This is a genomic window from Enterobacter sp. B79-1, from assembly GCF_057444735.1.
Genome location: NZ_JBYAZJ010000001.1, coordinates 664,313 through 690,820 on the forward strand (window position 1 = coordinate 664,313; position 26,508 = coordinate 690,820).

The window sequence follows — 26,508 nt, forward strand, 5'->3', positions numbered from 1 at the left end:
GCTTCGTGAAAGATGACTATGTCCACTCTGAACCCTACCACCTCACAGAATGAGGAACGCGCGCACTGGGGCGGTATTTTTGCCATGACCTTGTGCGTATTTGTCCTGATTGCCTCGGAATTTATGCCCGTCAGCCTGCTCACGCCCCTTGCCAGAGATTTGGGCGTTACAGAGGGGCTCGCTGGCCAGGGGATCGCGATTTCCGGCGCGCTGGCGGTTCTGACCAGCCTCTTCCTTTCCCGGCTTGCCGGGAATATGAACCGCAAACACCTTCTGCTGGGCATGACGATCCTGATGGCGCTCTCGGGGATGATTATCGCTTTCGCCCCAAACTATCTGCTTTACATGACAGGCCGCGCGCTGATCGGTATCGCAATAGGTGGGTTCTGGTCCATGTCTGCTGCAACGGCCATTCGCCTTGTTCCGCAGCATCAGGTATCGCGCGCGCTGGCGATATTCAACGGGGGGAACGCGCTGGCGACAGTGGTGGCAGCCCCACTGGGGAGCTATCTCGGCGCCACCATTGGCTGGCGCGGTGCCTTCCTGTGCCTGGTTCCTGTAGCGATAGTCGCCTTCATCTGGCAGTGTTTTAGCCTGCCGGGTATGAAAGGGAATCAGTACGATGCCTCGCGTGGAAGCGTTTTTCGTTTGTTCCGTCAGCGAGCGGTCTCTGTGGGTCTGCTGGCCTGCGGCCTGTTCTTTATGGGACAGTTTGCGCTGTTTACCTACGTGCGGCCGTTTCTTGAAACCGTCACGCAGGTCAGTCCCTCTGGCTTATCGCTGATTTTACTCACCATCGGCGTCGCGGGTTTTGTTGGCACACTGCTCGTTGCCATGGTTCTGAACGCGGCGTTTTACCAGACGTTAATCGCCATTCCCCTGCTGATGGCCGTCATTGCAGGCGTGTTGATACTGACCGGTCACAGCCTGTGGATCGTTGCCCTGCTGTTAAGCTTTTGGGGGATGCTGGCGACGGCGGCCCCCACGGGATGGTGGACATGGATTGCACGAACGCTGCCGCAAGATGCCGAAGCCGGTGGCGGGTTAATGGTCGCCGTGATCCAGCTCGCCATTGCGCTCGGCTCAACGGCGGGCGGTATGGTGTTCGATCATAGCGGCTGGCAGAGCACGTTTGCATTGAGCGGAATATTGCTCCTGGGCGCGGTTGTGTTGACGCTTCTGCTTTCGCGTCTTCACAAATCACTCGCCGGATGATTTGTTGACGCTTTTCTTCACCGCTGGTGTATTGTTTTTAAACGATTCATCACTTTGAAGAGAAGCGGCGACATGATTAACATCCTCGGCAAAACCACCTCCATCAATGTTCGTAAAGTGCTCTGGACCTGCGAAGAAGCAGGCCTCGCGTATCAACAGGAAGATTACGGCAGCGGTTTTGCCTCAACGGAAACGGATGCCTTCCGCGCGCTGAACCCCAACGCCATGGTGCCGGTACTGATTGACGGTGATTTCGTGCTGTGGGAGTCCAACGCCATCTGCCGTTATCTGGTGCGCAAGGCCGGAAATCACGAGCTGCTGCCCGCAGAGCCGCAGGCCTGCGCCAACGTTGAGCGCTGGATGGACTGGCAGGCAACCGAATTCAATAACGCCTGGCGCTATGTCTTCCCGGCGCTGGGGCGTAAAAACCCGGACTTTAACGACCCTCGGCGCATTGCGGCGGGAATAAAAGAGTGGAACCACTGCATTACCATTCTGGAAAACCAGCTGCAGCACACCGGAGCCTTTGCAGCGGGCGAGACGTTTACCCTTGCGGACGTGGTGCTTGGGCTGTCGGTGAATCGCTGGAAGATGACGCCGTTTGATAAGCCCGACGTGCCCGCGATTGAGGCCTGGTTTGAACGTCTCAACCAGCGGCCGGCGTTTTTGCGTCACGGCAATAACGGCATGATGTGAAGTATTTACGCCCCCATGTTGAGCAAGGATATTTTATTTAATTACTTAACCCTGAAAGTCGCCTGAGGGAATAATAATTAAGCCATATCCTGGACAGCCCGTTGCACCGCTTTGCTAGCCTGACTATTCAGGCAACGCTCAACCTGGAGGTATTTTTGCTGATTAGACTCAAGAAAGAACGAACGCATAAGGAGGATCGCCGGCTTGCTCTCTGGCTGGCGACCTCGGCAGGTTTGCTGAATGCCATCGCCCTCGGCGCATTTGGTTTTTTCCCCTCACACATGACCGGCAACACCTCACAATTATCCAGCGAAGTCTCTTCCACCGACCTGAGCGATATGATTTTTTTCGGGTCGATTATTCTCTCCTTTGTCGCAGGCGCCATTATTGCGCGCACAATCGTGATATGGGGTATTATCCATAACGTCCGGCTGGTTTTTTGCCAGATCCTGTTTGTTGAAGGGATATTGCTGACCGGCGTCTCCTTCTACGAAATGTTTTTTCATACCCTCACGAGCAACCGAGAAATTATTCTTTTTCTGTGCGGCCTGATGGGCATTCATAATTCCACTTCCACGCAGCTGTCCAGCGGACGGGTGAGATCGACGCACATTACCGGGACGCTGACAGACGCGGGAATATCCCTGGCCTCCGTACTGGTTGCAATGCTCCGCAGGGATTACTCCAAAGATACGGCGGCACAAAAAAGCCAGTTGAAAACCCACTTAACCACCCTTTTCTCGTTTATTACGGGCGGTATAGCGGGACTGCTGCTGTTCAGGTGGATCGGGTTTAACGCCATGCTGGCGCTCGGGTTGATGCTCGCCGTGGTCGCTATCGTTTCAATTATCACCGTCTCGACGCGGGTTCGACGGGTGCGTGCCTCTCAATGAAGATTGAGATTGATATTCGGTGTAAGCGCCTTTTAAATGTGACAGCGTCACTTTTAAAAAAGCGCTTTAGGACTATTCTGTCTGCACCTCTATCAGCCCTTACGCCATAAGGCTTAACCCGAGGTTGTCACTGTTTTCATAGGGTTACTGATTTTACCCCTTCGCTGGAACCCTTCCCAAACGCTTGCTATAGGTGAAATACCCCTGCCGAAACATGGCATAACAACAGGCAACCGGTGGTTGCTATAACGCATGCGCACAGGGAGACACACCGCAATGCACCCATTACTCAAACGCTCGCTGCTGTTTGTCGGCGCCATTATCGTGGTTCTCGCCCTCCTCGTCTGGGGCATTGGGCTGGAGACGATCAGGGCGCGCCAGGTTGACCTGGTCTATCTCGGGCAACAGCACATGATTCTGGTTTTCTCGTCGATGTTTTTTGCCCTGCTGGTCGGTATTCCGAGCGGGATCCTGCTGAGCCGCCCTGCGGCGCGAGGTATCGCCGAATACGTCATGCAAATCTTCAACGTCGGCAATACGCTGCCGCCGCTGGCCGTTCTGGCGCTGGCGATGGTGGTGATTGGCATTGGCGATACGCCCGCCATCATCGCCCTGTTCCTCGCCTCGCTGCTGCCGATAGTGCGCAATACCTACGCCGGGCTGTGCTCGGTCACGCCATCGCTGCTGGAAGCGGCAAACGGCATCGGGATGACCAAATGGCAGCGTCTGCGTCAGGTTGAGCTGCCAGCCGCCTGGCCGGTCATGCTATCGGGGATCCGCATCGCCACCGCCATTAACGTCGGTACCGCGCCGCTGGCGTTCCTGATTGGTGCCAGCAGCTACGGCGAGCTGATTTTCCCCGGTATTTACTTAAACGATTTCCCGACCCTGATCCTCGGCGCGGCGGCCACCGCCCTGTTCGCCCTGATCCTCGATACCCTGCTGGCGGCGCTGGGTCGCGCGATGAGTCCCCATCTCGCTCGATAACAATAACAAGGAGCTTTTATGAGACTGTTTTCCGGCCTGACGGCACTGTGTGCCGCGGCGCTGTTCACCAGCCAGGCAATGGCGGCCCCGCTGATTCTGGCGACCAAGAGCTTTACCGAGCAGCACATTCTTTCGGCAATGACCGTGCAGTACCTGCAAAAGAAAGGTTTTCAGGTACAGCCGCAAACCAACATTGCCACGGTGATTTCCCGCAACGCGATGATCAACAAGCAGATTGACATGACCTGGGAGTACACCGGCACGTCGCTGATCATCTTTAACCACATCAACAAGCGCATGTCACCGCAGGAGTCCTGGGAGACGGTAAAACGCCTGGACGCGAAGCACGGTCTGGTCTGGCTCAAGCCTGCCGACATGAACAACACCTATGCCTTCGCCATGCAGCGCAAGCGCGCCGAGGCGGAACATATCAACACCATGTCCGAGATGGTGGCGAAGATTGAGCAGATCCGTAAAACCAACCCGGACAAAAACTGGCTGCTGGGCTTAGACCTGGAGTTTGCCGGACGCAGCGACGGCATGAAGCCGCTTCAGGCGGCCTACAACATGGAGCTGGATCGCCCACAGATCCGCCAGATGGACCCGGGCCTGGTATACAACGCCGTACGCGACGGGTTTGTCGATGCCGGACTGATTTACACCACCGACGGGCGCGTGAAAGGCTTCGACCTCAAGGTGCTGAAAGACGATAAAGGCTTCTTCCCGAGTTACGCGGTGACGCCGGTGGTGCGTAAAGACACACTGGAGGCCAACCCCGGTCTGGAAGAGGCGCTCAACACCCTCTCTGCCCAGCTCAACAACGACGCTATCACCGAACTGAATAAGAAGGTGGATATCGACCATCAGTCACCGCAGCAGGTCGCCCGAGATTTCCTGCGTAGCAAACAGCTGCTGTAGGAGGCGCCATGGAGACGATTCACTACATTCTGGACAACTGGGATTACCTCTTAACCCTGACGCTGCAGCATCTGTGGCTGGTGGCGCTGGCCGTAGGTTTAGCCATCATCATCGGCGTACCGCTGGGCATTCTGATTGTCCGCCACAAGTGGCTGGCAACGCCGGTGCTGGGGATAGCCACCATCGTGCTGACCATTCCGTCCATCGCCCTGTTTGGCCTTATGATTCCGCTGTTTTCGCTGATCGGTCAGGGGATTGGTGCCCTACCCGCGATTACGGCGGTGTTTCTCTACTCGTTGCTGCCGATTGTGCGTAATACCCATACGGCGCTCGACAGCCTGCCGCCGGGCCTGCGCGAAGCCGGGCGCGGTATCGGCATGACCTTCTGGCAGCGCCTGCGCTGGGTTGAGATCCCGATGGCGCTGCCGGTGATTTTCGGCGGGATCCGCACCGCCGTGGTGATGAACATTGGCGTGATGGCGATTGCCGCCGTGATCGGCGCCGGCGGACTGGGCCTGCTACTGCTCAACGGCATCGGCGGAAGTGATATTCGCATGTTGATCGCGGGCGCGCTGATGATTTGTCTTTTAGCGATTGTGCTCGACTGGCTGCTGCACCGTCTGCAGGTGGTTCTGACTCCAAAGGGGATTCGATAATGATAAAACTGGAAAACCTCACCAAACAATTTTCACAGAAGCATGGCCAGACCTTTAAGGCCGTTGATAACGTCAACCTGAACGTGCCCGAAGGGGAAATGTGCGTCCTGCTCGGCCCGTCCGGCTGTGGGAAAACCACCACGCTGAAGATGATTAACCGCCTTATTACCCCGAGCAGCGGGACAATCCTGATCAACGGTGAAGACACCAGCGGGATGGACACCGTCACCCTGCGCCGCAACATTGGCTACGTGATCCAGCAGATTGGCCTGTTTCCGAACATGACCATCGAAGAGAACATCACCGTCGTGCCGCGCATGCTGGGCTGGGATAAAGCGCGCTGCAAAACCCGCGCCGAAGAGCTGATGGATATGGTGGCGATGGATCCGCATAAGTTCCTCAACCGCTACCCGCGCGAGATGTCCGGCGGCCAGCAGCAGCGTATCGGCGTAATTCGCGCTCTGGCGGCGGATCCTCCGGTGCTGCTGATGGATGAACCCTTCGGCGCGGTGGACCCGATCAACCGCGAGGTGATCCAGAACCAGTTCCTGGAGATGCAGCGCAAGCTGAAAAAAACCGTCATGCTGGTGAGCCACGATATCGACGAAGCCCTGAAGCTCGGTGACCGTATTGCGGTGTTTCGTCAGGGGAAAATCGTGCAGTGCGCCAGCCCGGATGAACTGCTGGCGAAACCGGCGAATGAGTTTGTCGGCTCGTTTGTCGGTCAGGACCGCACCCTGAAGCGCCTGCTGCTGGTATCGGCGGGCGACGTCACCGACCAGCAGCCGACCATTACGGTGCGAGGCTCTACCCCGCTTCCCGAAGCCTTTGCGACCATGGATGATAATGACATTCGCGCGATTACCGTGGTCGACGAGCATGGCAAACCGCTGGGCTTTGTGAAGCGTCGCGAAGCGCGTAACGCCAGCGGCACCTGCGCCGACATCCTGCATCCGTTCCGGATGACCGGCAAAGCGGAAGACAACCTGCGCGTGGTGCTTTCACGTCTGTATGAGAGCAATACCAGCTGGATGCCGATTGTGGATGAGGACGGACGCTACAACGGCGAGATTTCTCAGGACTATATTGCCGAGTACCTGAGTTCAGGGCGTACGCGCCGGGCGCTGAATATTCATAGTGAGAGTTAATCTTTCAGGCCGGGCATCGCCCGGCTTTTTCGCACGCATACCTTTTGCTAACCCCACGATTTCCCGCCACAATATTGTATCTTTCCCGCTGACTCGCGACCCATGCAACGTCTTCACGCTTACCCCGACATTCGCGCGATGTTTCGCCGACTCCTGATTGCCACCGTCACCGGCGTGTTGGCCGCGCTGGCCGTTGCGGTATTCCGCCACAGCATGTATCTGCTGGAGTGGCTGTTTCTCAGCAACGACAGCGGCAGCCTGGTGAACGCCGCCGCCGCATTATCGCCCTGGCGACGGGTGCTGACGCCCGCGCTGGGGGGGCTGGCTGCTGGGCTGCTGCTCTGGGGATGGCAACGGTTTACCGCGCAGCGGCCTCACGCACCAACCGATTATATGGAAGCGCTGGAAACCGAAGACGGACAGTTTGATTACGGTGCCAGCCTGGTGAAATCACTCGCTTCTTTGCTGGTGGTCGCCAGCGGCAGCGCCATCGGGCGTGAAGGGGCGATGATCCTGCTTGCCGCCCTCGCGGCTTCCCTGTTCGCCCGGCGCTTTACCCCTAAATCAGAATGGAAATTGTGGATTGCCTGCGGGGCCGCCGCCGGGATGGCCAGCGCCTACCACGCCCCCTTAGCCGGAAGCCTGTTCATCGCTGAAATCCTGTTTGGCACGCTGATGCTGGCCTCGCTCGGCCCGGTGGTGATTGCTGCCGTGGTCGCGCTGCTTACGACCCGCCTGCTCAGCCCCGGCGCAAACACCCTTTATTCGGTTCACCTCAGCGAGAGCCTTACCGCGGTAGATTATTCCCTGATTGTCGGCATGGGACTGCTGGCCGGGCTGTGCGGTCCGCTGCTGATGTGGCTGATGGCGTACAGCCACGCTCTGTTTCTGCGCCTTAAGCTTTCGCCGCCGTGGCAGCTGGCGCTGGGCGGGCTGATCGTTGGGCTGCTGTCGCTGCTGACGCCGAAGGTGTGGGGGAATGGCTACAGTGTGGTTCAGGCTTTTCTTCTCGCCCCGCCGTTGCTGTCGGTGATTGCAGGCGTGTTTATCTGTAAATTGCTGGCGGTACTGGCAAGCAGCGGCTCGGGCGCGCCCGGCGGGGTGTTCACACCGACGTTATTTGTCGGCATGGCGACAGGAATGCTGTTTGCGCAGCTATCCGCGCTGTGGTTTCCTGGTGCTGAGACGGCAATTTTGCTGGGACTGGCAGGTATGGCAACGCTGCTGGCTGCCACGACGCATGCGCCGATTATGTCGGCACTGATGGTCTGTGAAATGACCGGGCAGTATTTTTTACTGCCCGGCTTGCTGGTCGCGTGCGTCGTCGCGTCGGTACTGTCGAGGACGTTACGCCACGACTCTGTCTACGGACCCCATACTGCTGAAAGCAGAGAGGTCGATGTATTGCGCTAATTCGCGCTGCTCGGCGCGCGGCAGGTAGGGCAATTCACCCACTAAAGGCCCTGGGAGTTTTTTGCTCAGCACCTCGATGATTTCAGCATAGTGCGCAAGCCCCGGGTTAATACGGTTAGCCACCCAGCCCACCAGCGGCAGGCCGTCATTGGCAATGGCCTGTGCCGTCAGGAGGGCATGGTTGATGCACCCTTCCTGAATGCCGACCACCATCACCACGGGCAGCTGTTCCTGCACCACCCACTCGGAAAGCGGGCGTAAATCATTCATCAGGCTGCGCCAGCCGCCGGTACCTTCAACCACAACGTGGTCAACTTTCTCGCTCAGGCTTGCCAGACCATCGGAAAGCAGGCTGTAGTTGATCAGACCGCTGTGCGCCACGCTGCTCTCATCCTCGCTCAGCGCGATAGGATTTACCGCGTGATAAGGTAATTCAATGGACGAAACGCTTTGCAGCACCAGGGCGTCTTTATTACGCAATCCGTCTGGCGTCTCTTTACTGCCTTTTGCGACCGGTTTGTACCCTGCCACGCGTTTACCGCTGGCTGCCAGAGACTGCAGCAATGCGCGGGATACGACGGTCTTGCCGACAGAGGTATCAGTACCAGTAACAAAGAAACGCTTAAGCATGACTCATTCCACCTCTTGGGTATGCTTCGAAAATATAAACCAGGTAAATAATTCAGTGGGGGAAGTCTACGGGATGCGTGCGCTACCCGGCTTGAGATAGCGCAATATTTCTTACATCTATGGAAAAGAGTTAACCCTGCAACAAACGGATCAGTAAAGAGCCGTTATACATCGCATCTTTCACCAGCGCGGCACCGGCCATGGTTCCCTGGTTCGAAAATTGGGTGCTTTCGACCGCGATGTTTTTACTGTACGCAGGAAGCGCCTGCTGGTTGATGCAGGCAGAGATCGCCGGAAAGAGAATATCCGCCGCCTGGCTGAGCGGTGAACCAATCAGAATTTTTTGTGGGTTAAACAGATTGACCATAATGGCGAGAATGCGGCCCACGTTGTTACCGACGCCCGTGATGATATCTTTCGCCAGTAAATCCCCCTGTCGGGCTGCCGCGCAGAGAGAATCCACGGTAAGCGGCTGGCCGTGAAGCGAGGAGCTCATCGACTGGCTGAGCCTCACCTGCGCCAGCTCCAGCACGCTTTCGACGCTGGCAATGGTTTCCAGGCAGCCGTGGTTCCCGCAATAGCAGCGTTTACCGTACGGGTCGACCTGCGTGTGACCGATTTCCACCAGGCTGCTGCTTCCGGCGTGCAACAGGCGACCGTCGGTAATCACCCCCGCCCCCACGTTGTGATCAATCACCACCTGAATAACGTCACGCGCGCCGCGAGATGCGCCAAACAGCGCCTCCGCCATGGTCCAGGCGCTGATATCATGCTGAATGTAGACGGGCACGCCGGTATGGTTTTTCAGCACCTCACCCAGCGGCATCTCTTTGACATTGTCATAAAACGGCATGCGGTGCACGATGCCATTCTCGGTATCAATGATACCCGGCATGGTGATAGCAATCGCCGTTAACCGTTCAAGCCGCTGCTGATGGCGGATAAAGAAGTGATCGATATGGGCCAGGATGGCGTCAAGAAGCGGTTGTTCCGCATCGAGCGGGAGCTCCAGCCGGTCTTCCACCACCAGCTTGCTGCTGAGATCGCGCAGCGCAAGGAAGATCTCCCCCCGGCTAATGCGCAGTGACAGGTAGTGCCATGCTTCCGTTTCTACCACCAGCCCGACAGCAGGACGTCCACGGCTGCCCGGCTCCTGTATTTCCGTCTCCTGGACCAGGTGAGCTTCCAGCATTTCGCGGACTATCTTGGTGATACTGGCGGGTGCCAGTTGTGCCAGGCGCGAAAGATCGATACGCGAAACCGGACCGAGCTGATCGATCAGGCGATACACTGCGCCTGCATTGGTCTGCTTAATCTGATCAATATGCCCTGGCTGGCTATCAGCAACCACCTCGTACTCCCTTATTTTCGAGCTTCGAAATAAACTGTTGGCTATGGTGAAGCACTTCACCAGGCGTCGTCAAATATTTACTTAGCCATGTGATTTACCGCACATTTTTACCCCAGTTTCCCTATAAATATCGCCCTGCCGAAGCTGTAATAAGCTGCTTTTTAAACCGCTGCGCCGCCTGACTCTGTTCGCGATGTTTTGACCAGACCAGCCACATCTCGGAAACCGCCTCTTTTTCGGCAATCGCCACCCAGCGCATTTCCTGCAATTGTACCCGCTTAAAGGACGCCGGGAGAATAGAAACCCCAAGTCCGGCGGCAACCAGACCAATAATGGTCATGGCCTCCCCCACTTCCTGAGTAATAACCGGGGCGAGATCGTGGCGACGCATCAGGCCCAAAATATCGTCATACAAACCGGTGCCGACCTGAGGGTCAAAAAAAACAAAGGGCTCTTTTGCCAGCTCTGCCAGCGTCACGGAAGCTTGCGACGCCAGAGGGTGATCCTGCGGGATCATCGCCATCAGGGGTTCGCGCAGGATAACCTGCCACGCCAGCGTATCCGGTAGCGCGGTATTACGCATCAGCCCCAGGTCGAGCGCCCCCTCGTTGAGCGGCGAAATTTGCTCGCGGGTGTTTATTTCGCGGGTCTGAATATGCACGTCCGGGAAATGGCGGCGGAACGATGAGAGGGTTTCTGAGACGGCGCTAATGAAGGGCGCCGACGAGGTAAAGCCGATCCGCAGTTCGCCGGTCTCCCCAAGATACAGCCGCTCCGCCCTGGCAGCGGCGTCATCCACCATGCTCAGAATTTGCCTGCTGTCGGCCAGGAACTGCTTGCCCGCGGCGGTCAGGCTCACGCTACGGTTCGTACGCGCCAGCAAACGCGCCCCAACCTGCTGTTCGAGGATCTGAATTTGCTGGCTGAGCGGTGGCTGAGAGATGTTCAGCCTCGCTGCCGCGCGGCCAAAATGCAGCTCCTCCGCTACCGCCACGAAGTAGCGTAAATGACGCAGTTCGATATTCATATTTTTAAAGTATCATTTGAGATTATTAATATATTAGACAGAATATTTACATTTTCCTACTCTGATCTTGTGGTCATACCCGTCACCAGAAATCACGGGGATGTTTAAGCAAGGAACATGTGTGAGTCGTACAACTACCATTGATATCACTCCGGCAAATGATATTGATGATTTACCTGCAGCATCGCAGCCGGTGCAGTTTATTAAACGTGGTACCCCTCAGTTTATGCGCGTCACGCTGGCGCTTTTCTCAGCGGGTCTCGCAACCTTTGCCCTGCTCTACTGCGTTCAGCCGATCCTGCCCGTGTTGTCCCACGAGTTTGGCGTGTCGCCTGCCAGCAGCAGTATTTCGCTTTCTCTCTCCACCGGGATGCTGGCGGTCGGTCTGCTGTTCACCGGGCCGCTCTCAGATGCGATTGGCCGAAAGCAGGTCATGGTCACCGCACTGATGCTGGCCTCCGTCTGTACGCTGCTTTCGACGATGATGACCAGCTGGCACGGTATCCTGATAATGCGTGCGCTGATCGGGTTATCGCTGAGCGGCGTGGCGGCGGTCGGGATGACCTATCTCAGCGAGGAGATCCATCCGAGCTTTGTCGCCTTCTCTATGGGGCTGTACATCAGCGGGAACTCCATCGGCGGGATGAGCGGACGCCTGCTGAGCGGGGTGTTTACGGATTTCTTTAACTGGCGCATTGCGCTGGCGGTGATTGGTTGCTTTGCGCTCGCCTCTGCGCTGATGTTCTGGAAAATTCTGCCGGAATCACGTCACTTCCGCCCGGCGTCCCTGCGTCCCAAAACGCTGTTTATCAACTTCCGCCTGCACTGGCGTGATAAAGGGCTGCCGCGCCTGTTCCTGATGGGTTTTCTGTTGATGGGTTCGTTTGTCACGCTGTTTAACTACATTGGCTATCGCCTGATGCTTTCTCCGTGGCATCTCAGCCAGGCGGTGGTTGGCCTGCTTTCCGTCGCGTACCTCACCGGTACCTGGAGTTCGCCAAAAGCCGGAGCGATGACCGCACGCTACGGTCGTGGCCCGGTGATGCTGTTCTTCACGGCGGTGATGCTGGTCGGCCTGCTGCTGACGCTCTTCTCCTCTCTGTGGCTGATTTTTGCCGGAATGCTGCTCTTCTCTGCAGGCTTTTTCGCCGCCCACTCGGTCGCCAGCAGCTGGATTGGCCCGCGCGCCCGTCGCGCAAAGGGCCAGGCCTCGTCGCTGTATCTGTTTAGCTATTACCTGGGATCAAGCATTGCCGGGACACTCGGCGGCGTGTTCTGGCACAACTACGGCTGGAACGGCGTGGGCGGGTTTATCGCGCTGATGCTGTGCGCGGCGCTGCTGGTAGGGGCCAGTTTGCATAAACGTCTGCATTAACATTCTGCGGCCTTCGTGTTTAAATCGAGCCGATGCTAATTTTTGTCATCGGCTGATTCAGACACGAGGACTTCATGAAAAACAATAACTACCAGCAACTCACCCGCACCTTCCAGCGTCTCTCCCGCTTCTCCCACCTCTCCTCCATCGCCAGCTGGGACATGTTCACCATGATGCCACCGGGCGGCAGCGCCGCGCGCGGTGAAGCGCTGGCGGAGATGAGCGTCCTGCAACATCAGCTCCTGACCGATAAAAAAGTGGGTGACTGGCTGGCTGCAGCGGCAAGCGAAGACCTGAATGATGTTGAACAGGCCAACCTGCGTGAAATGACGCGCCATTATCAACAAGCAACATTGCTACCCGAATCACTGGTGGAAGCCAAATCGCTGGCAGGCAGCAAATGCGAGCACGCGTGGCGTACTCAGCGCCCCGCCAACGACTGGCAGGGGTTTTCCGCCAACCTGAAAGAGGTGGTGAAACTGAGCCGCGAAGAGGCTCGCCTGCGCGCCGACGCCAAAGGGTGTTCGCCCTACGACGCGCTGCTCGATATTTTTGAACCAGACATGACGAGCGCGCGTCTGGACGTGCTGTTCGGCGACATGAAATCCTGGCTGCCGGACCTCCTGGCAAACGTCGTGGAAAAACAGGCTCAGCGGTCGTTCGTTCCGCCGCAGGGCCCTTTCCCGACCGCGACGCAGCGTGAGCTGGGTCTGGAAGCCATGAAGATGCTTGGCTTCGATTTTAACGGCGGTCGTCTGGACGTCAGCGCCCACCCGTTCTGCGGCGGCGTGCCGGAAGACGTGCGTATCACCACGCGCTACGACGAGGACGAGCTGCTGAGCGCGCTGTTTGGCGTGATCCACGAAACCGGACATGCGCGTTACGAACAAAACCTGCCGCGCGCCTGGGCCGGGCAGCCCGTGGCGCTGGCGCGCTCAACGGCAATCCACGAATCTCAGAGCTTGTTCTTTGAGATGCAGCTCGGGCGTAGCGAGGCCTTCCTGAAGCATCTGCTCCCTGCCGTTCACGCCCGCTTTGGCAGTCAGGCTGCGTTCAGCGAAGAGAACTTTATCGCCTGGAACCAGCGCGTGAAGCCGGGCTATATCCGCGTTGATGCGGACGAAGTGAGCTACCCGGCGCACGTGGTGCTGCGCTATGAAATTGAACGCGCGTTGATCAACGGCGACATTGAGGTGGACGACATTCCGGCGCTGTGGGATGAGAAAATGCAGGCCTGGCTTGGGCTATCGACCAAAGATAACTATCGCAACGGCTGTATGCAGGATATCCACTGGACCGACGGCGGCTTTGGGTATTTCCCGTCGTACACGCTGGGTGCGATGTACGCTGCGCAGCTCTTCCACGCCGCGAAAACGGCGCTTCCGGGTCTGCAAGCATCTATCGCTGACGGCGATTTCTCAGCGCTGTTCGACTGGCTGCGCCAGAACGTCTGGCAGCACGGCAGCCGGTTTAGCACCTCTCAGCTGATTACCCAGGCGACGGGGGAAGATCTGAATATCCGCTACTTCCGCGAACACCTGACGTCACGCTATTTGTAATCGACATCGCCGGGGGAACCCGGCATTGTACAAACGGTTACACGCCGATACCAATCACTCACGGAAACCCCGAGTTTACAGGGATATAGTTCTTTCAACGGCCCCGCAGTGGGGTTAAATGAAAAACCAAATTCGAGGGTATGAAAATGAAAAAAGTATTAGCTCTGGTTGTTGCCGCTGCTATGGGTCTGTCTTCTGCTGCATTTGCTGCTGAAACTACCGCGACCGCAACACCTGCTGCGGCTCCAGCTGCAACCACCACCGCTGCGCCAGCCAAAGCGGTTCACCATAAAAAACATCACAAAGCAGCAAAACCTGCTGCAGAGCAGAAAGCCCAGGCCGCTAAAAAGCACCACAAAAAAGCGACCAAACCTGCTGTAGAGCAGAAAGCGCAGGCTGCTAAAAAGCATCACAAAAAAGCAGTAAAACACGAAGCTGCTAAACCAGCTGCACAGCCAGCTGCGTAAGAGTACAAGCTAAACCGTGCCCTTCGGGGCACGTTGGTAAACCGGCGCTGAACCGACCAGTTCCGCGCCGTTTTTTTATCCGGAGGGCGTATGCTGCGGCGCTATCGGTTTGAGCTCATTCTTATCTTGCTTATTTTATGCGCGCTCATCGCAAGCCAGTTTTATCTTTCCTGATTGTAGCACGCTGATTTTACTCCCACTTTCGCGCTGTCCCGTCTATAGTATTTTCATAGGGTTCACTTTTAATAATCATAATTACCCCACCAGAGTGTGATATGCGTAAATCTGTTGTGTTGTTACTGGGAACGTTTGGTCTTTTTTCAGGATTCTTACATGCGGACGATGGTGATGAAGACGCTATCAGCGCCAAAGAGGTCAAGACCCTTTTTTTTGGTCATGATGACCGCACGCGGGTTACCGATCCGACGCAGGCTCCCTGGGATGCCATAGGACAACTGGAAACGGCCAGCGGTAACTTATGTACCGCAACATTAATTACGCCTCAACTGGCACTGACGGCTGGTCATTGCCTTCTCATGCCGCCAGCCGGTAAACCGGATAAAGCTATCGCCCTGCGCTTTGTGTCGCAAAAAGGGGTCTGGCGCTATGAGATCCACGGCATTGAAGGACGGGTTGATCCCTCTCTGGGTAAACGCTTAAAACCGGATGGTGAGGGCTGGATTGTACCCCCTGCCGCCGCATCCTGGGATTTTGGGCTGATTGTTCTGCGTTATCCGCCATCGGGTATCACCCCCCTGCCCTTATTCGACGGTGACAAAGCCGCGCTGACGGCGGCGCTGAAAGCCGTCGACCGAAAAGTGACGCAATCCGGCTACCCGGTCGATCATCTTGATTCTCTCTACACGCATACGGACTGCACGGTCACTGGCTGGGCGCAAAACAGCGTGCTCTCGCATCAGTGCGATACGCTACCGGGTGACAGCGGGTCACCGCTGATGTTGAAAACCGAGAATGGCTGGCAGTTGATTGGTGTTCAAAGCTCTGCCCCATCCGCCAAAGACAGATGGCGCGCCGATAACCGTGCCCTGTCGGTTACCGGTTTTCGCGACAAGCTGGAAGCGCTCGCGCAGCAATAAAAAAGGCAGCGAATATCGCTGCCTGAAGAGGATGTCGAAACTGACATCAGGCGAGTTTTATCATAATCATGCCTGCGAGCAGCAGAACCAGGCCGATCCAGCCTTTGTGATTCAAACGCTGGCCGAACAGGATCCAGCCTGCTGCCAGGGTGGCGGCGATACCGAAGCCCCCCCACAGTGCATAGGCCACAGAAAGGTCGATCCCTTTCACCGCCTGCGACAGGGCGCTAAATGCCCCCAGCACGGCGGCAATGGACATCAATCCATAAAACTTACGGCGAAAACCGTCAGAGAATTTTAAAAAGACGTTAGCCACGATTTCCAGCACGATGGCCAGCGCCAGCCAGGCCGCGTGGATCCATTCAAACTGCTGCATGAGCCTGCTCCTTCTGCTGTTTCGTCGGTTTACGTGTACCCGATTTAATCAGCACGATCCCTACCACCAGCGTGGTTAATCCGGCAATTTTCATTGTCGACAAGGTTTCGTCAAATATCATGACGCTGAACAGCGTGATCAATAAAATACCGATACCTTCCCACAGGGCATACGCGACACCCAGCGCGATTTTTTTTACCGCAAATGAGAGGAAAATATAGGAAAGGGTAATCATCACCAGCATTAAAATAAAACCGGTATTACCATCGCTCACGCTTGCCCATTTCATCGACAGGGTGCCGGTAATTTCAGCGATAATAGCCAGGGCTAATAAAATCCAGTAAAACATGTTCTTCTCCTGCTTGAGAATATAATCCATCGTGGCTCGCGTTGGACAGCAAACCAAAAAATATTAAATGAGATCAGACAGCTAAGCGCAGGGCGCCAGCTCAGGCAGAAGACGTGACTACAGCGCGTTGCGCCAGTGTTGCTCACCAGACAGAAGGCAGAAGGAAGTGGAGAATACAGCGGTGTTTGTTGAAAAATACGTCCTGAACAAATTGTCCATAAAATTACAATTATCCGCGTTGTTGCTTCTCGTCTTTGCGGATGAAAATTGTCCTCGGTAGTTGAACACGCTAGATTTGTACCATAAGCCAGGATTTTACTCAAAGTCTTTTCATTTCTTTACCCATTCTGTTTGATTTTGGTTAGTTTTTTTACTCGGATAATGCATCTATTATAAATAAAACATTATTCAGGAACTTCCATGGCTAAACCCATCATTACCCTGAACGGGCTGAAGATTGTCATTATGCTGGGCATGCTGGTAATCATATTGACCGGCGTTCGTTTTGCAGCCGACATCATTGTGCCATTTATTCTGGCGCTTTTTATTGCGGTGATCCTGAACCCGCTGGTACAGCGCCTGGTGCGGCTACGCGTTCCCCGCGTGCTGGCGATCACGCTGCTCATCAGCATTATCATCGTTGTCATGGTGCTACTGATGGCCTATCTCGGGACATCGTTGAACGAGTTGGCGCGTACGCTACCAAAATACCGTTCTTCGCTGGCGATCCCGCTCCTGCAACTCGAGCCCTGGCTGCAGCGGGCAGGTATTGAGGTCTCGGTTGAGGAACTGCTGAAGTATATCGATCCGAATGCCGCCATGACCCTCGTTACCAGCCTGCTGGCGCAGCTCTCTAACGCTATGACATCCATTTTCCTGCTGTTTTTGACGGTCGTGTTTATGCTGCTGGAAGTGCCGCAACTGCCCGCAAAGCTCCAACAAATCATGGTTCGTCCGGTAGAAGGTATGGGGGCGATTCAGCGCGCGCTGGACAGCGTTTCACGCTATCTGGTGCTGAAAACCGCCATCAGCCTGGTGACTGGCCTGGTGGTCTGGGGGATGCTCGTCGCGCTGGATGTCCGCTTCGCTTTCGTCTGGGGATTGCTGGCCTTTGCCCTCAACTACATTCCTAACATCGGTTCCGTGCTGGCGGCGATCCCCCCTATTCTTCAGGCGCTGGTGTTCAGTGGGCTTTATGATGCGCTGGTTCTGTTAGCGGGTTATCTGGCGATCAACCTGGTGTTCGGGAACATTCTTGAACCACGCATGATGGGCCGCGGGCTGGGGCTTTCCACGCTGGTGGTGTTCCTGTCCCTGATATTCTGGGGCTGGCTGCTGGGTCCCGTGGGTATGCTGCTTTCTGTTCCACTGACGATCATCGTGAAGATTGGGCTGGAGCAAACGGCGGGCGGGCAAAGCATCGCCGTGCTGCTAAGCGATATGGATCATCGCTAGCCTCTTCATCGCCCTACACCCGACTCTGGATCGCCGAATCGGCGATCCAGAGTGCCCGGGACATCATCTCCAGCCCATTTCCGGTGCGACATGCTTCAGAATGGACTCAATAACATGTGCGTTATAGTCCACGCCCAGCTGGTTCGGCACGGTCAGCAAGAGCGTATCCGCCTCGGCGATGGCCTCATCCTTTTTCAACTGTTCGATCAGCGCGTCAGGCTCTGCGGCATAGCTGCGACCGAAAATAGCGCGCGTTTTCTCATCAAGATAACCGACACTATCGCTCTCATTGCGGCTTGAACCGAAATACATCCGGTCGCGGTCATCCATCAGGGCAAAAATGCTGCGGCTGACCGACACGCGTGGCTGACGGGTATGCCCCGCGTCGGCCCAGGCCTGCCGATACGCGCGGATCTGCTTTGCCTGCTGAATATGAAACGGCTCGCCGGTTTCATCGTCCTTCAGCGTGGAGCTTTGCAAATTCATTCCGAGGGTAGCGGCCCATACCGCGGTCGCATTCGACCCCGCGCCCCACCAGATACGGTCCCGCAAGCCTTCGGAATGCGGCTCCAGACGCAATAACCCTGGCGGGTTCGGGAACATCGGCTGTGGATTCGGTTTTGCAAATCCTTCTCCGCGCAGTACCTCGAGCAGCACCTCGGTATGACGGCGCGCCATATCCGATTCGTCTTCCCCTTCCTGCGGAACATAGCCAAAATGACGCCAGCCATCAATGACCTGCTCCGGGGAACCGCGGCTGATGCCAAGCTGTAAACGACCGCCGGAAATGAGATCCGCTGCCCCCGCGTCCTCCGCCATATACATCGGGTTCTCATAGCGCATGTCGATCACGCCCGTACCGATTTCAATACGTTTGGTTTTTGCACCTATCGCCGCCAGTAAGGGGAACGGTGAGCTCAGCTGGCGGGCAAAGTGGTGTACGCGGAAATAGGCACCGTCTGCTCCCAACTCTTCGGCCGCCACGGCCAAATCGATCGACTGCAGCAGCGTGTCTGCCGCCGAGCGCGTACCGGACTGCGGCGATGGCGTCCAGTGACCAAAGGATAAAAACCCGATCTTTTTCATGACTCTGTGTCCTGATAATGCTTTGCGTTGTACCTACTTTACGCATTACCGGGTGAGAATAAATGGCGTTTATTTAACGGAGTGATTCAAATAAATTGACAGAATTGAGCAGTGCGTCATTACGCGCCATAATGGGATATAATATTCCCCACTCTTTTCATGGCAGGTAAAACCGGCAATGGCTTTGATCCCCAAAAATTACGCGCGGCTGGAAAGCGGCTATCGCGAAAAAGCTTTAAAAATCTACCCATGGGTCTGCGGACGCTGCTCGCGGGAGTTTGTCTATTCCAACCTGCGTGAACTGACGGTTCACCATATCGATCACGACCATACTAATAACCCGGAAGATGGCAGCAACTGGGAGCTGTTGTGCCTGTTTTGCCATGACCATGAGCACTCAAAATACACCGAAGCGGATCAGTACGGTACTACCGTCGTGGCCGGTGAAGACGCGCAAAAAGACGTGGGCGTCGCCACGTTTAACCCGTTTGCCGATTTAAAAGCGATGATGGACAAGAAGAAGTAACAACGCCAGGAATGGCGTTTTTTCGCGGGTTACTACTTCTTCAGTTTTTGCTCACTCCGATGTTCTTAGAGAGATTCACGTATAGACATACACGTAGTAGGTTATGACGTATATCCCCGCGATCGCTACTCCTGCCGTACTGAAAAATGGCCAATCCCATAAGCGCATACCGTCACCTCGACGTTAAAATGTCCAGGTGATGGCCGCTGTTGCAGCCCCCTCATTTCGCCGCATCACAATCGGGCTTTCATTCGCATGGTCGCCAAGCCAGGTATAGTCCGCACTCAGGACCGTTCCCCAGTGGGCATCGAACTGATGGCTCCAGGTCAGACTGGTGTCGACGCCATAAAATCCACCCGGCGCTAAATAGCGGTGATATCCGGTGCGGCGGCTCTGCTGCTCGCTGACCCCATACCAGGTATTCAGATAACGGCTGTCGCCAAACAGGGCCGCAGACTGAAAGGCGACCATGTCCTGGTTATTTTGTACAGGGATTAGCGTAACGGAGGCCTGATAGCTTCCTCCCTGGCTGTCCGTTAACGGCAGCGTCGCTTTGCCTTCCACACTTAGCCAGGGCGCGGCCTGCCAGCCCACGGCAAGGCCGGTATTCAGGGTGGCATCAATGTTCCCCATCCCTTTCAGATTGTTTGCGCCCTCACGCCAGTCAGAATTTTTATCAGCCCTTCCGAAGTCGTAGCCCAGCGTGTGTTCGAAATACCAACCGCTGTCGTTTTGCAGGTCATATCCCAGCCCTTTTTGCGCATCAATAAAGAAAGCGCCTTTGCGACCCAGCAGCACAGGAACCACCTGCCACACCTGCTTGTCTGAGCCTGAGTAACGCGGGGCATACTGTCCCCCCAGCCCGACGGTTAAGGAATCGGACGCAGAGCCATCATCCGCCTGCGCGCCGGATGCCACTACCATCAGAAGCGGGACGGACATATACAGGACTTTTTTTATCGCTATCATACTGCTCTCCATACAGACGCTGGCGTCTCCTGGTTCAGGAGCGGCCACACAATGTTGGCGCAGTATGATTTGGCTGAATCAATGAATCGTCGGGATAGTGTTAAGAAATGGTCAAGGTGAACGGATGTTGTCCAGAAGAGTGCTGATTATTGAAGATGACGCCGATGCGGCTGGCGTGCTCGAAGCCTATTTACGGCGTGAAAATTACGACGTGACCATTACCAGAGACGGTCTTTCCGGGCTGGATATGGCCCAGCGGTGGAAGCCCGACCTCATCCTGCTGGACGTGATGCTACCGGGGCTTAACGGCACCGAAGTGCTGGCTGGGCTGCGTCGTAAAAGCGATGTGCCGGTGATCATGGTCACGGCCATGGGGGATACCCCCGACCGTATTGGTGCCCTGCGGTACGGTGCCGATGATTACGTTGTGAAGCCTTATCATCCGGGAGAAGTCGTGGCTCGGGTGCAGGCGGTGCTGCGGCGCAGCAGTAAAAAAGAGACAGACGAAGCGATCCTTCGCTGGCAAACGCTGGAGGTGGATGTCGCCGCCATTGTGGCGAGCGTGGATAACGGCGACGACACGCCTGTGATGCTCGATCTTACGCCAACGGAATTCTCGCTTCTGGCAACGCTGCTGCGTTCTCCTGCGCACCCGTTCTCCCGCCAGTATTTACTGGAACACTGTTTGCCGGAAAGCGAGGCGCTGGAGCGCGTGGTGGACACCCATATATATAACCTGCGTAAAAAACTCGAAGCGGTGGGTATTTCCGGCGTGCTGATCAACGTTCGCGGCGTGGGTTACAGGTTCAGACAACCATGATAAAAAACCGGCACTCCTCTCTGTGGCGCTGGATTTGCGCGCGTATCCTGGCGCTGGCCATCGGCAGCGTGATCGTCATTGCCACCTGCATGTGGCTACGTTATGCGGTACAGAACTACTGGATAATGGGCAGGATGCCGCCGGCGGTCCGACAGGAGTTTCTTACGCTCAGCCAGAACCCGCAGGCCAATCCAGCCCGTTTCCACACGATTGTGGACACCTGGTGGGGTCTGAGCTATTCCACGCCGTCTATCGCCTCAGCCGACTGGGTCACGGTGGCGCTGCTGGTGCTGGTGATGATCCCGTTTATTGTGGTGATGGGGCTAAAACACGCCCGGCCGCTGGCGCTGCAGTTCAGCCGCCTTCGCGATGCGGCAAAGTATGTTGCCGAAGGGCAGTTTGGCCGTCAGGCGGAACTTATCAAAGATGCCCCGGCGGAAATGGTCAGCTTTGCGACCGACTTTAACTCCATGACGGGGCAACTCGCCCGCTATGAAAAAGAGCTCCGCGCCTCACACGTCGCGATGGCGCACGAGCTACGCTCGCCCCTGACGGCCGCCATCGGGCGTCTCCAGGGCATGCTAGACGGCGTGTTTGATGCCAGCCCCGCGCAGCTGGAAATGGTGATGAAGCAGCTCCAGCACCTCAACCGCCTTACCGATGAGCTCCACCTTCTCTCTCTGGCCGACGCGGGTAATCTCGTGCTGGAGGACCAGTCGTTCTGTCTGGATGAGCTGATTCAGGAGCGGGCCGCCTGGATCATGCCCCAGGCTGATGCGCATCATTTCCGGATAACGCTTCGTAACCCGCGTACCTGCCCCTTCAGAGGCGATGCGTTCCGTCTGGGACAGGTCGTGACCATCCTCATGGAAAATGCACTACGTTACGGGCGCGATGGCGGCCACCTTGAGGTGGCGCTGCACGACGCCAGCGGGCATTACACCCTTGAATTTACCGATGACGGGCCGGGCGTATCGCCCCAGTTCTTGCCGGAAATGTTTAAACGCTTCAGCCGCGAGGAGCAGTCCCGCGCGCGGCATTCCGGCGGCAGCGGCCTCGGTTTGTCCATCGCCCGGGCGATTTGTCAGGCGCATGGCGGAGAAATTAGCGCGTCATTACCGGAAACCGGCGGCCTCTCCGTGCGCATTTTGTTGCCCTGGCATCCGTCCGATAATGAAAATATCCACTCTTGATAAAGCCTTGACACAACATCGAATCTTTCTCGACGTAGCGCGCATTTAATAACGCCATTACCTTTATGGAGCGGCGTTATGTCAGACGAATTATTTCTCTCCCTCCGCCACTGCCTGCATCATTTGTACGGCGTGGCGCGCACCCTTTCCTGGCTGTATTTTCTTCCCCTGGCACTGCTTGCGCTGACGATTTTTCCGCTGACCGGCTGCGGTGATAAACACGAAAATAAGCCCGCCTCTGTGCGAGCGGTACGCTACGTCGTCGTCGGGGCCGCCCAAACTCTTCCCGCGCTGGAAAGAACCGGTGAGATCCATGCCCACGATGAAACGACCCTGAGCTTTCGTACCGGGGGCCGGATACTGACGCGCAGCGTTGATATTGGCGACCGGGTCACTGCCGGACAGGTGCTGGCCACGCTTGACAACACGACCGGGCAAAACCAGCTCGACAGCGCGGCGGCCGACTATGAAGGCGCTAAAGCCTCAGCGCAGGTCGCCGCGCTTAACGTCAGTCGAATGCAAAAGCTCATGCCAACGGGTGCGATAGCCCGCGCGCAGCTCGACAGCGCCCGTGCGGACTGGCTTGTCGCCAGCGCGCGCTTAAAAAGCAGCGAGGCCGCGTGGCGAAATGCCCGAGAAAGCCTCGGCTGGACGCGCCTGATCGCGCCACAAGCGGGCGTCATCACAGCCGTGAACGCCTCTGCGGGGCAGGTTGTCAGCGACGGTCAGTCCGTGCTGACGCTGGCGACCGGGAAAGATCGCGACGTGGTGTTTGATATTGCCACCCCCGATGCGATCCCGCCTCTGGATAAGGTGGTTTTACAGGTTTCCCTCCTCAGCGCCCCGTCGGTACAGGCGTCTGCCGTGCTGCGGGATATCACCCCGCAGGCCGATCCCCAGACCCGCACCTGGCGCGTCAGAGCCACCCTGCATAACCCGCCAGCGGCCATGGCGCTGGGTGCCAGCGTTACCGTCACGTTGCCATCGTCAGCCCCGCACGGGTATACCCTTCCCGCCTCGGCGCTGAGCCGTGCAGGCGACAAACCAGCGGTTTTTGTGATTACCCCGCAGTCGCGGGCGCAGCTGCGCGCGGTGGTGCCCGCCAGCTATACGGCCACCTCCGTCATGATTGCCTCCGGCCTTGAGTCCGGCGATCGGGTGATCACGGCGGGCGTGAGCACATTGCGGTCCGGCGAGCCGGTGATCACCGGAGAGGTTCAGCCATGAACGCAGGACCGGAAGCCAAATTTAACCTCTCCGCCTGGGCGCTGAAGAACCAGCAGATGGTGAGCTTTTTCATGCTGCTGGTGATTGCGATGGGCGTGTTCTGTTATGAAAAGCTGCCGCGTAACGAAGATCCGGCTTTCACCATTAAAACGGCCGTCGTCTCCGCGCAGTGGCCGGGAGCATCCGTGGCAGATACCACCCGCCTGTTGACCGATACGCTTGAAAAAAAGTTGCAGGAAACGCCCTGGCTGGATTATCTCGAAAGTGAAACCCGGGCCGGACGCACCGTTATCTATGTCAACCTCCGTGACGATACGCCCCCGCAGAGCGTGCCGGACATCTGGTATCAGGTTCGCAAAAAAATGCAGGACATCGCGCCGTCCCTACCTGAAGGAGTACAGGGCCCTGCCGTGGACGACGAGTTTGACGACACGTTCGGCACAATTTATGCCTTTATTCCCGAGGGCTTCACCCTACGGGAGGTGCGGGATCGCACAGAGACAATACGTCGAGAGCTTATGTCCCTGCCGGATATGGGCAAAACCACCCTGCTGGGCGAACAGCAGGAGCAGTGGGTTCTCGCCTTTTCTCCGGCACGCCTGGCCGGGATGGGGCTCGATATTCAGGCCGTCGCCGACGCCCTCCGGGCGCAGAACGCGGTTGTTCCGGCTGGCGTTATGCGTACCGGGCGGGAGAACATGGCGATAAAGGTCAGCGGGGCGCTCACGACCGAAGAGAGCTTACGTGCCGTCACGCTGCACGTTAACAATCGCTATATTCCGCTGACCGACATTGCCACCGTCACCCGGGAAATCGCCGAGCCACCGGCCCCGGCCTACCGGGTGAACGGCAAACCGGCTATCGGGCTGGCGGTGTCGATGGCACCAACGGGCAACATGCTGCGTTTCGGTGCTGCACTGAACGCCAGAATGGCGGCCCTCAGCGCCGGGCTTCCGCACGGCATAGAGATGGTAAAAGTCGCCGATCAGTCGGCGGTGGTCAGTGACGCGGTAAGCGGATTTATCCGGGTGCTTATCGAAGCCGTTATTATCGTGCTGGCGGTTTCATTTGTCTCACTGGGTTTACGGGCCGGACTGGTGGTGGCGACGGCCATCCCGCTGGTGCTCGCCATGACGTTTGCCGGCATGATGCTCTCCGGTATTGGCCTTCAGCGTATCTCGCTCGGAGCGCTGATCATTGCCCTGGGGCTGCTGGTGGATGACGCCATGATCGCCGTCGAAACGATGGTCTCCCGGCTGGAAGCGGGTGATTCCCGTCGGCATGCGGCCACCCATGCATTCAAAACGACGGCCTTCCCGATGCTCACCGGTACTCTGGTGATGATTGCCGGTTTTATTCCCGTTGGTTTCGCGGCCTCCAGCGCCGGTGAATACTGTTTTTCCCTGTTTGCGGTGGTGCTCATTGCCCTGCTCTGTTCCTGGGCTGTCGCGATCCTGTTTTCACCGCTGACGGGCACGTGGCTACTGCCGGAAAAAGTCAGACATCACGCGACGGGACCCGGCAGGATCGCGCGCGGGTACGGACGGCTTTTGCGCCTGGCACTGCGTCACCGAGTCGCTACCCTGCTGTTCGCCCTTTCCGCGCTGGGGCTGTCCGTGTACGGCACGACGTTTATGCAGGGCGAGTTTTTCCCCGCTTCGGACAGGCCTGAGCTGCTGGTCAGCCTGACGCTTCCGGCCAACGCGTCGCAGCCGGAAACGTTAAGAGAGGTGGAAAAGCTGGAAAAGGCGCTGGTCGGCAACGGCAACATCAATCGCTATTCGACGTACATTGGGTCGGGTGCCATCCGTTTTTACCTGCCGATGGACGTGCTGCTGGAAAATGAAAATATCGCCCAGATGGTCGTGGTGGCTAAAGATCTTGAGGCGCGGGATCGTCTGCATGCGCAGCTCAACAGGCTCCTGGCGACGCAGTTTAGCGACATCATCACGCGCGTGTCGCCCCTTGAACTGGGGCCGCCCGTCGGCTGGCCAATCAAATACCGGGTGAGCGGGCCTGATTATCTGCAGGTTCGGGCGTTTGCGAACCGTCTCACGGACGCGATTGGGCAGTCTCCGTTCTCACGTGACGTGAACCAGACGGCCGGAGAGCCGGAGAGGGTCATTACCCTTAAGGTGAATCAGACGGCGGCCAGGGCGGCGGGAATATCGTCAGAAAGCCTCGCACGCACGCTGAACACCGTCTGGTCTGGCAGCGTGGTCACGTCCATCAGGGATAACGACCGCCTTGTCGACGTGGTGCTTCGGGCCACGGACAATGCACGTCACAGCACCGCTACCCTCTCCTCGCTCACGATTCAGGGGAATGACGGTAAAAAAATTCCGCTCAGCGTCGTCGCAACGCCGGTCTGGGGCGTGGACGATCCGGTCATCTGGCGTCGCCAGCGCGTGCCCTTTATCACGGTGCAAACGGATCTTGCCCCGGGGCTGAAAGCTGAAGCGGTATCCGCGGCGCTGCGTCCGGCGGTCGACAAGCTGCGCGCGAGCTTGCCCGCAGGTTACAGCATTGAAGAAGGCGGCGCGGTTGCCGAATCGGATAAGGGGAACAGCTCCGTCTTTACCGTTCTTCCGGTAACGCTGGTCATCATGCTGTTGCTGCTGATGCTTCAGCTGCGGCGATATTCCCGTATGCTGCTGGCACTCCTGATGGCCCCGTTTGGTTTACCGGGGATCGTGCTGGCTATGCTCCCCGGCGGAACGCCGATGGGGTTTGTCGCGCTACTGGGCGTCATCGCCCTTGCGGGGATGATCGTGCGTAACGCGGTGATATTGATTAGCGAGGTTGACAGCAATCTTGCTCAGGGGATGACAAGCGATGCCGCGATTATGGCGGCTGCGGAGCACCGGGCCAGACCCATCAGTCTGACCGCCTGTGCCGCCATTCTGGGCATGATCCCCATTTCTCATCAGGTCTTCTGGGGGCCAATGGCCTATGCCATCATCGGCGGGCTGCTGGTTGCGACGCTGGTGACGCTGACCGTGTTACCCGCGTCGTTTAGCCTGCTGTTACAGTGGGGGGCTCAGCGCAAAGCCGCAGCCGACGGGCCGGGCTGAG

The 26,508-nt window shown here is 57.2% G+C and carries 27 protein-coding genes; 19 read left to right on the forward strand and 8 right to left on the reverse strand.

Features of this window, described 5'->3' with window-relative positions; translation table 11 throughout:
• Window positions 1–18 precede the first annotated feature (18 nt).
• The 8 genes from AC2T6E_RS03175 (at window position 19) to clcB (ending at window position 7,926) form a co-directional block, all read left to right on the forward strand.
• Complete coding sequence (locus tag AC2T6E_RS03175; protein ID WP_262182829.1) at window positions 19–1,215, forward strand: MFS transporter; 1,197 nt, start codon at window positions 19–21, stop codon at window positions 1,213–1,215.
• Window positions 1,216–1,287: 72 nt separating this feature from the next.
• Entirely contained in the window at window positions 1,288–1,911 is a 624-nt protein-coding gene (locus tag AC2T6E_RS03180) for a glutathione S-transferase family protein (protein ID WP_126815433.1), read from the forward strand.
• 155 nt (window positions 1,912–2,066) lie between these two features.
• On the forward strand, window positions 2,067–2,804 hold the full coding sequence (locus AC2T6E_RS03185) for a YoaK family protein (protein WP_126815450.1): 738 nt from the start codon (window positions 2,067–2,069) through the stop codon (window positions 2,802–2,804).
• A gap of 276 nt (window positions 2,805–3,080) precedes the next feature.
• Complete coding sequence (gene osmY / locus AC2T6E_RS03190; RefSeq protein WP_278435034.1) at window positions 3,081–3,791, forward strand: osmoprotectant ABC transporter permease OsmY; 711 nt, start codon at window positions 3,081–3,083, stop codon at window positions 3,789–3,791.
• An 18-nt stretch (window positions 3,792–3,809) separates the two neighbouring features.
• Entirely contained in the window at window positions 3,810–4,709 is a 900-nt protein-coding gene (osmX, locus tag AC2T6E_RS03195; RefSeq protein ID WP_174339446.1) for an osmoprotectant ABC transporter substrate-binding protein OsmX, read from the forward strand.
• Between the two features lie 8 nt (window positions 4,710–4,717).
• Entirely contained in the window at window positions 4,718–5,365 is a 648-nt protein-coding gene (gene osmW / locus AC2T6E_RS03200; RefSeq protein ID WP_006808875.1) for an osmoprotectant ABC transporter permease OsmW, read from the forward strand.
• Window positions 5,365–6,513, forward strand: coding sequence for an osmoprotectant ABC transporter ATP-binding protein OsmV (gene osmV, locus AC2T6E_RS03205; RefSeq protein ID WP_148399419.1), 1,149 nt, complete (start codon window positions 5,365–5,367; stop codon window positions 6,511–6,513). The genes osmW and osmV overlap by 1 nt, the downstream gene beginning before the upstream one ends.
• A gap of 102 nt (window positions 6,514–6,615) precedes the next feature.
• On the forward strand, window positions 6,616–7,926 hold the full coding sequence (gene clcB / locus AC2T6E_RS03210) for a voltage-gated ClC-type chloride channel ClcB (protein ID WP_120158773.1): 1,311 nt from the start codon (window positions 6,616–6,618) through the stop codon (window positions 7,924–7,926).
• Here the strand turns inward: clcB and bioD are convergent.
• From bioD to AC2T6E_RS03225, 3 genes are all read right to left on the reverse strand, one after another.
• Window positions 7,861–8,556 (reverse strand): dethiobiotin synthase, encoded by a 696-nt coding sequence (gene bioD, locus AC2T6E_RS03215; protein ID WP_010430557.1) that lies wholly within the window; start codon window positions 8,554–8,556, stop codon window positions 7,861–7,863. The genes clcB and bioD overlap by 66 nt on opposite strands.
• Window positions 8,557–8,686: 130 nt before the next feature.
• A complete protein-coding gene (gene mlc / locus AC2T6E_RS03220) occupies window positions 8,687–9,907 on the reverse strand; it encodes a sugar metabolism global transcriptional regulator Mlc (RefSeq protein WP_182402355.1) in 1,221 nt (406 codons plus the stop codon).
• 121 nt (window positions 9,908–10,028) lie between these two features.
• Window positions 10,029–10,934 carry a LysR family transcriptional regulator gene (locus AC2T6E_RS03225; RefSeq protein ID WP_010430552.1) on the reverse strand — a complete coding sequence of 302 codons (906 nt, stop codon included), beginning with the start codon at window positions 10,932–10,934 and terminating at the stop codon, window positions 10,029–10,031.
• A gap of 121 nt (window positions 10,935–11,055) precedes the next feature.
• Here AC2T6E_RS03225 and AC2T6E_RS03230 point away from each other — a divergent pair, with 121 nt between their 5' ends.
• From AC2T6E_RS03230 to AC2T6E_RS03250, 5 genes are all read left to right on the forward strand, one after another.
• On the forward strand, window positions 11,056–12,309 hold the full coding sequence (locus AC2T6E_RS03230; protein ID WP_010430549.1) for an MFS transporter: 1,254 nt from the start codon (window positions 11,056–11,058) through the stop codon (window positions 12,307–12,309).
• Window positions 12,310–12,383: 74 nt separating this feature from the next.
• Complete coding sequence (locus AC2T6E_RS03235) at window positions 12,384–13,868, forward strand: carboxypeptidase M32 (protein ID WP_486690535.1); 1,485 nt, start codon at window positions 12,384–12,386, stop codon at window positions 13,866–13,868.
• A 146-nt stretch (window positions 13,869–14,014) separates the two neighbouring features.
• A complete protein-coding gene (gene asr / locus AC2T6E_RS03240) occupies window positions 14,015–14,335 on the forward strand; it encodes an acid resistance repetitive basic protein Asr (protein WP_029485059.1) in 321 nt (106 codons plus the stop codon).
• Window positions 14,336–14,425: 90 nt separating this feature from the next.
• On the forward strand, window positions 14,426–14,509 hold the full coding sequence (ydgU, locus tag AC2T6E_RS03245; RefSeq protein WP_020688251.1) for a small membrane protein YdgU: 84 nt from the start codon (window positions 14,426–14,428) through the stop codon (window positions 14,507–14,509).
• A 101-nt stretch (window positions 14,510–14,610) separates the two neighbouring features.
• The gene (locus tag AC2T6E_RS03250) at window positions 14,611–15,432 is read left to right on the forward strand and encodes a trypsin-like serine peptidase (RefSeq protein WP_010430540.1); all 822 of its coding nucleotides are present in this window, start codon (window positions 14,611–14,613) and stop codon (window positions 15,430–15,432) included.
• Window positions 15,433–15,478: 46 nt separating this feature from the next.
• Here AC2T6E_RS03250 and mdtI read toward each other — a convergent pair whose 3' ends face one another.
• The 3 genes from mdtI to AC2T6E_RS03265 all read right to left on the reverse strand — a co-directional run bounded on the left by mdtI (window position 15,479) and on the right by AC2T6E_RS03265 (window position 16,445).
• On the reverse strand, window positions 15,479–15,808 hold the full coding sequence (gene mdtI / locus AC2T6E_RS03255; RefSeq protein ID WP_010430539.1) for a multidrug/spermidine efflux SMR transporter subunit MdtI: 330 nt from the start codon (window positions 15,806–15,808) through the stop codon (window positions 15,479–15,481).
• On the reverse strand, window positions 15,795–16,157 hold the full coding sequence (mdtJ, locus tag AC2T6E_RS03260; RefSeq protein WP_010430538.1) for a multidrug/spermidine efflux SMR transporter subunit MdtJ: 363 nt from the start codon (window positions 16,155–16,157) through the stop codon (window positions 15,795–15,797). The genes mdtI and mdtJ overlap by 14 nt, the downstream gene beginning before the upstream one ends.
• A 117-nt stretch (window positions 16,158–16,274) precedes the next feature.
• Window positions 16,275–16,445 carry a protein YdgV gene (locus AC2T6E_RS03265; protein WP_085928911.1) on the reverse strand — a complete coding sequence of 57 codons (171 nt, stop codon included), beginning with the start codon at window positions 16,443–16,445 and terminating at the stop codon, window positions 16,275–16,277.
• Between the two features lie 132 nt (window positions 16,446–16,577).
• On the opposite strand from AC2T6E_RS03265, the gene AC2T6E_RS03270 reads away from it, so the two are divergent.
• Entirely contained in the window at window positions 16,578–17,612 is a 1,035-nt protein-coding gene (locus AC2T6E_RS03270; RefSeq protein WP_486690539.1) for an AI-2E family transporter, read from the forward strand.
• A gap of 63 nt (window positions 17,613–17,675) precedes the next feature.
• On the opposite strand, the gene AC2T6E_RS03275 is transcribed toward AC2T6E_RS03270, so the two are convergent.
• The gene (locus AC2T6E_RS03275) at window positions 17,676–18,698 is read right to left on the reverse strand and encodes an LLM class flavin-dependent oxidoreductase (protein WP_010430534.1); all 1,023 of its coding nucleotides are present in this window, start codon (window positions 18,696–18,698) and stop codon (window positions 17,676–17,678) included.
• Between the two features lie 178 nt (window positions 18,699–18,876).
• On the opposite strand from AC2T6E_RS03275, the gene yajD reads away from it, so the two are divergent.
• Window positions 18,877–19,224, forward strand: coding sequence for an HNH nuclease YajD (yajD, locus tag AC2T6E_RS03280; RefSeq protein ID WP_003857471.1), 348 nt, complete (start codon window positions 18,877–18,879; stop codon window positions 19,222–19,224).
• Between the two features lie 183 nt (window positions 19,225–19,407).
• On the opposite strand, the gene AC2T6E_RS03285 is transcribed toward yajD, so the two are convergent.
• On the reverse strand, window positions 19,408–20,193 hold the full coding sequence (locus tag AC2T6E_RS03285; protein WP_486690543.1) for a MipA/OmpV family protein: 786 nt from the start codon (window positions 20,191–20,193) through the stop codon (window positions 19,408–19,410).
• A gap of 124 nt (window positions 20,194–20,317) precedes the next feature.
• Here AC2T6E_RS03285 and AC2T6E_RS03290 point away from each other — a divergent pair, with 124 nt between their 5' ends.
• From AC2T6E_RS03290 to AC2T6E_RS03305, 4 genes are all read left to right on the forward strand, one after another.
• Window positions 20,318–21,013, forward strand: a complete 696-nt coding sequence (locus AC2T6E_RS03290) for a response regulator (RefSeq protein WP_042714589.1) — start codon at window positions 20,318–20,320, stop codon at window positions 21,011–21,013.
• A complete protein-coding gene (locus AC2T6E_RS03295; RefSeq protein ID WP_348572715.1) occupies window positions 21,010–22,206 on the forward strand; it encodes a sensor histidine kinase in 1,197 nt (398 codons plus the stop codon). The genes AC2T6E_RS03290 and AC2T6E_RS03295 overlap by 4 nt, the downstream gene beginning before the upstream one ends.
• 78 nt (window positions 22,207–22,284) lie before the next feature.
• Complete coding sequence (locus AC2T6E_RS03300) at window positions 22,285–23,433, forward strand: efflux RND transporter periplasmic adaptor subunit (protein ID WP_486690546.1); 1,149 nt, start codon at window positions 22,285–22,287, stop codon at window positions 23,431–23,433.
• Window positions 23,430–26,507: an efflux RND transporter permease subunit gene (locus tag AC2T6E_RS03305; RefSeq protein ID WP_486690548.1), complete on the forward strand. Its 3,078-nt coding sequence runs from the start codon at window positions 23,430–23,432 to the stop codon at window positions 26,505–26,507. The genes AC2T6E_RS03300 and AC2T6E_RS03305 overlap by 4 nt, the downstream gene beginning before the upstream one ends.
• Window position 26,508: the final 1 nt, after the last annotated feature.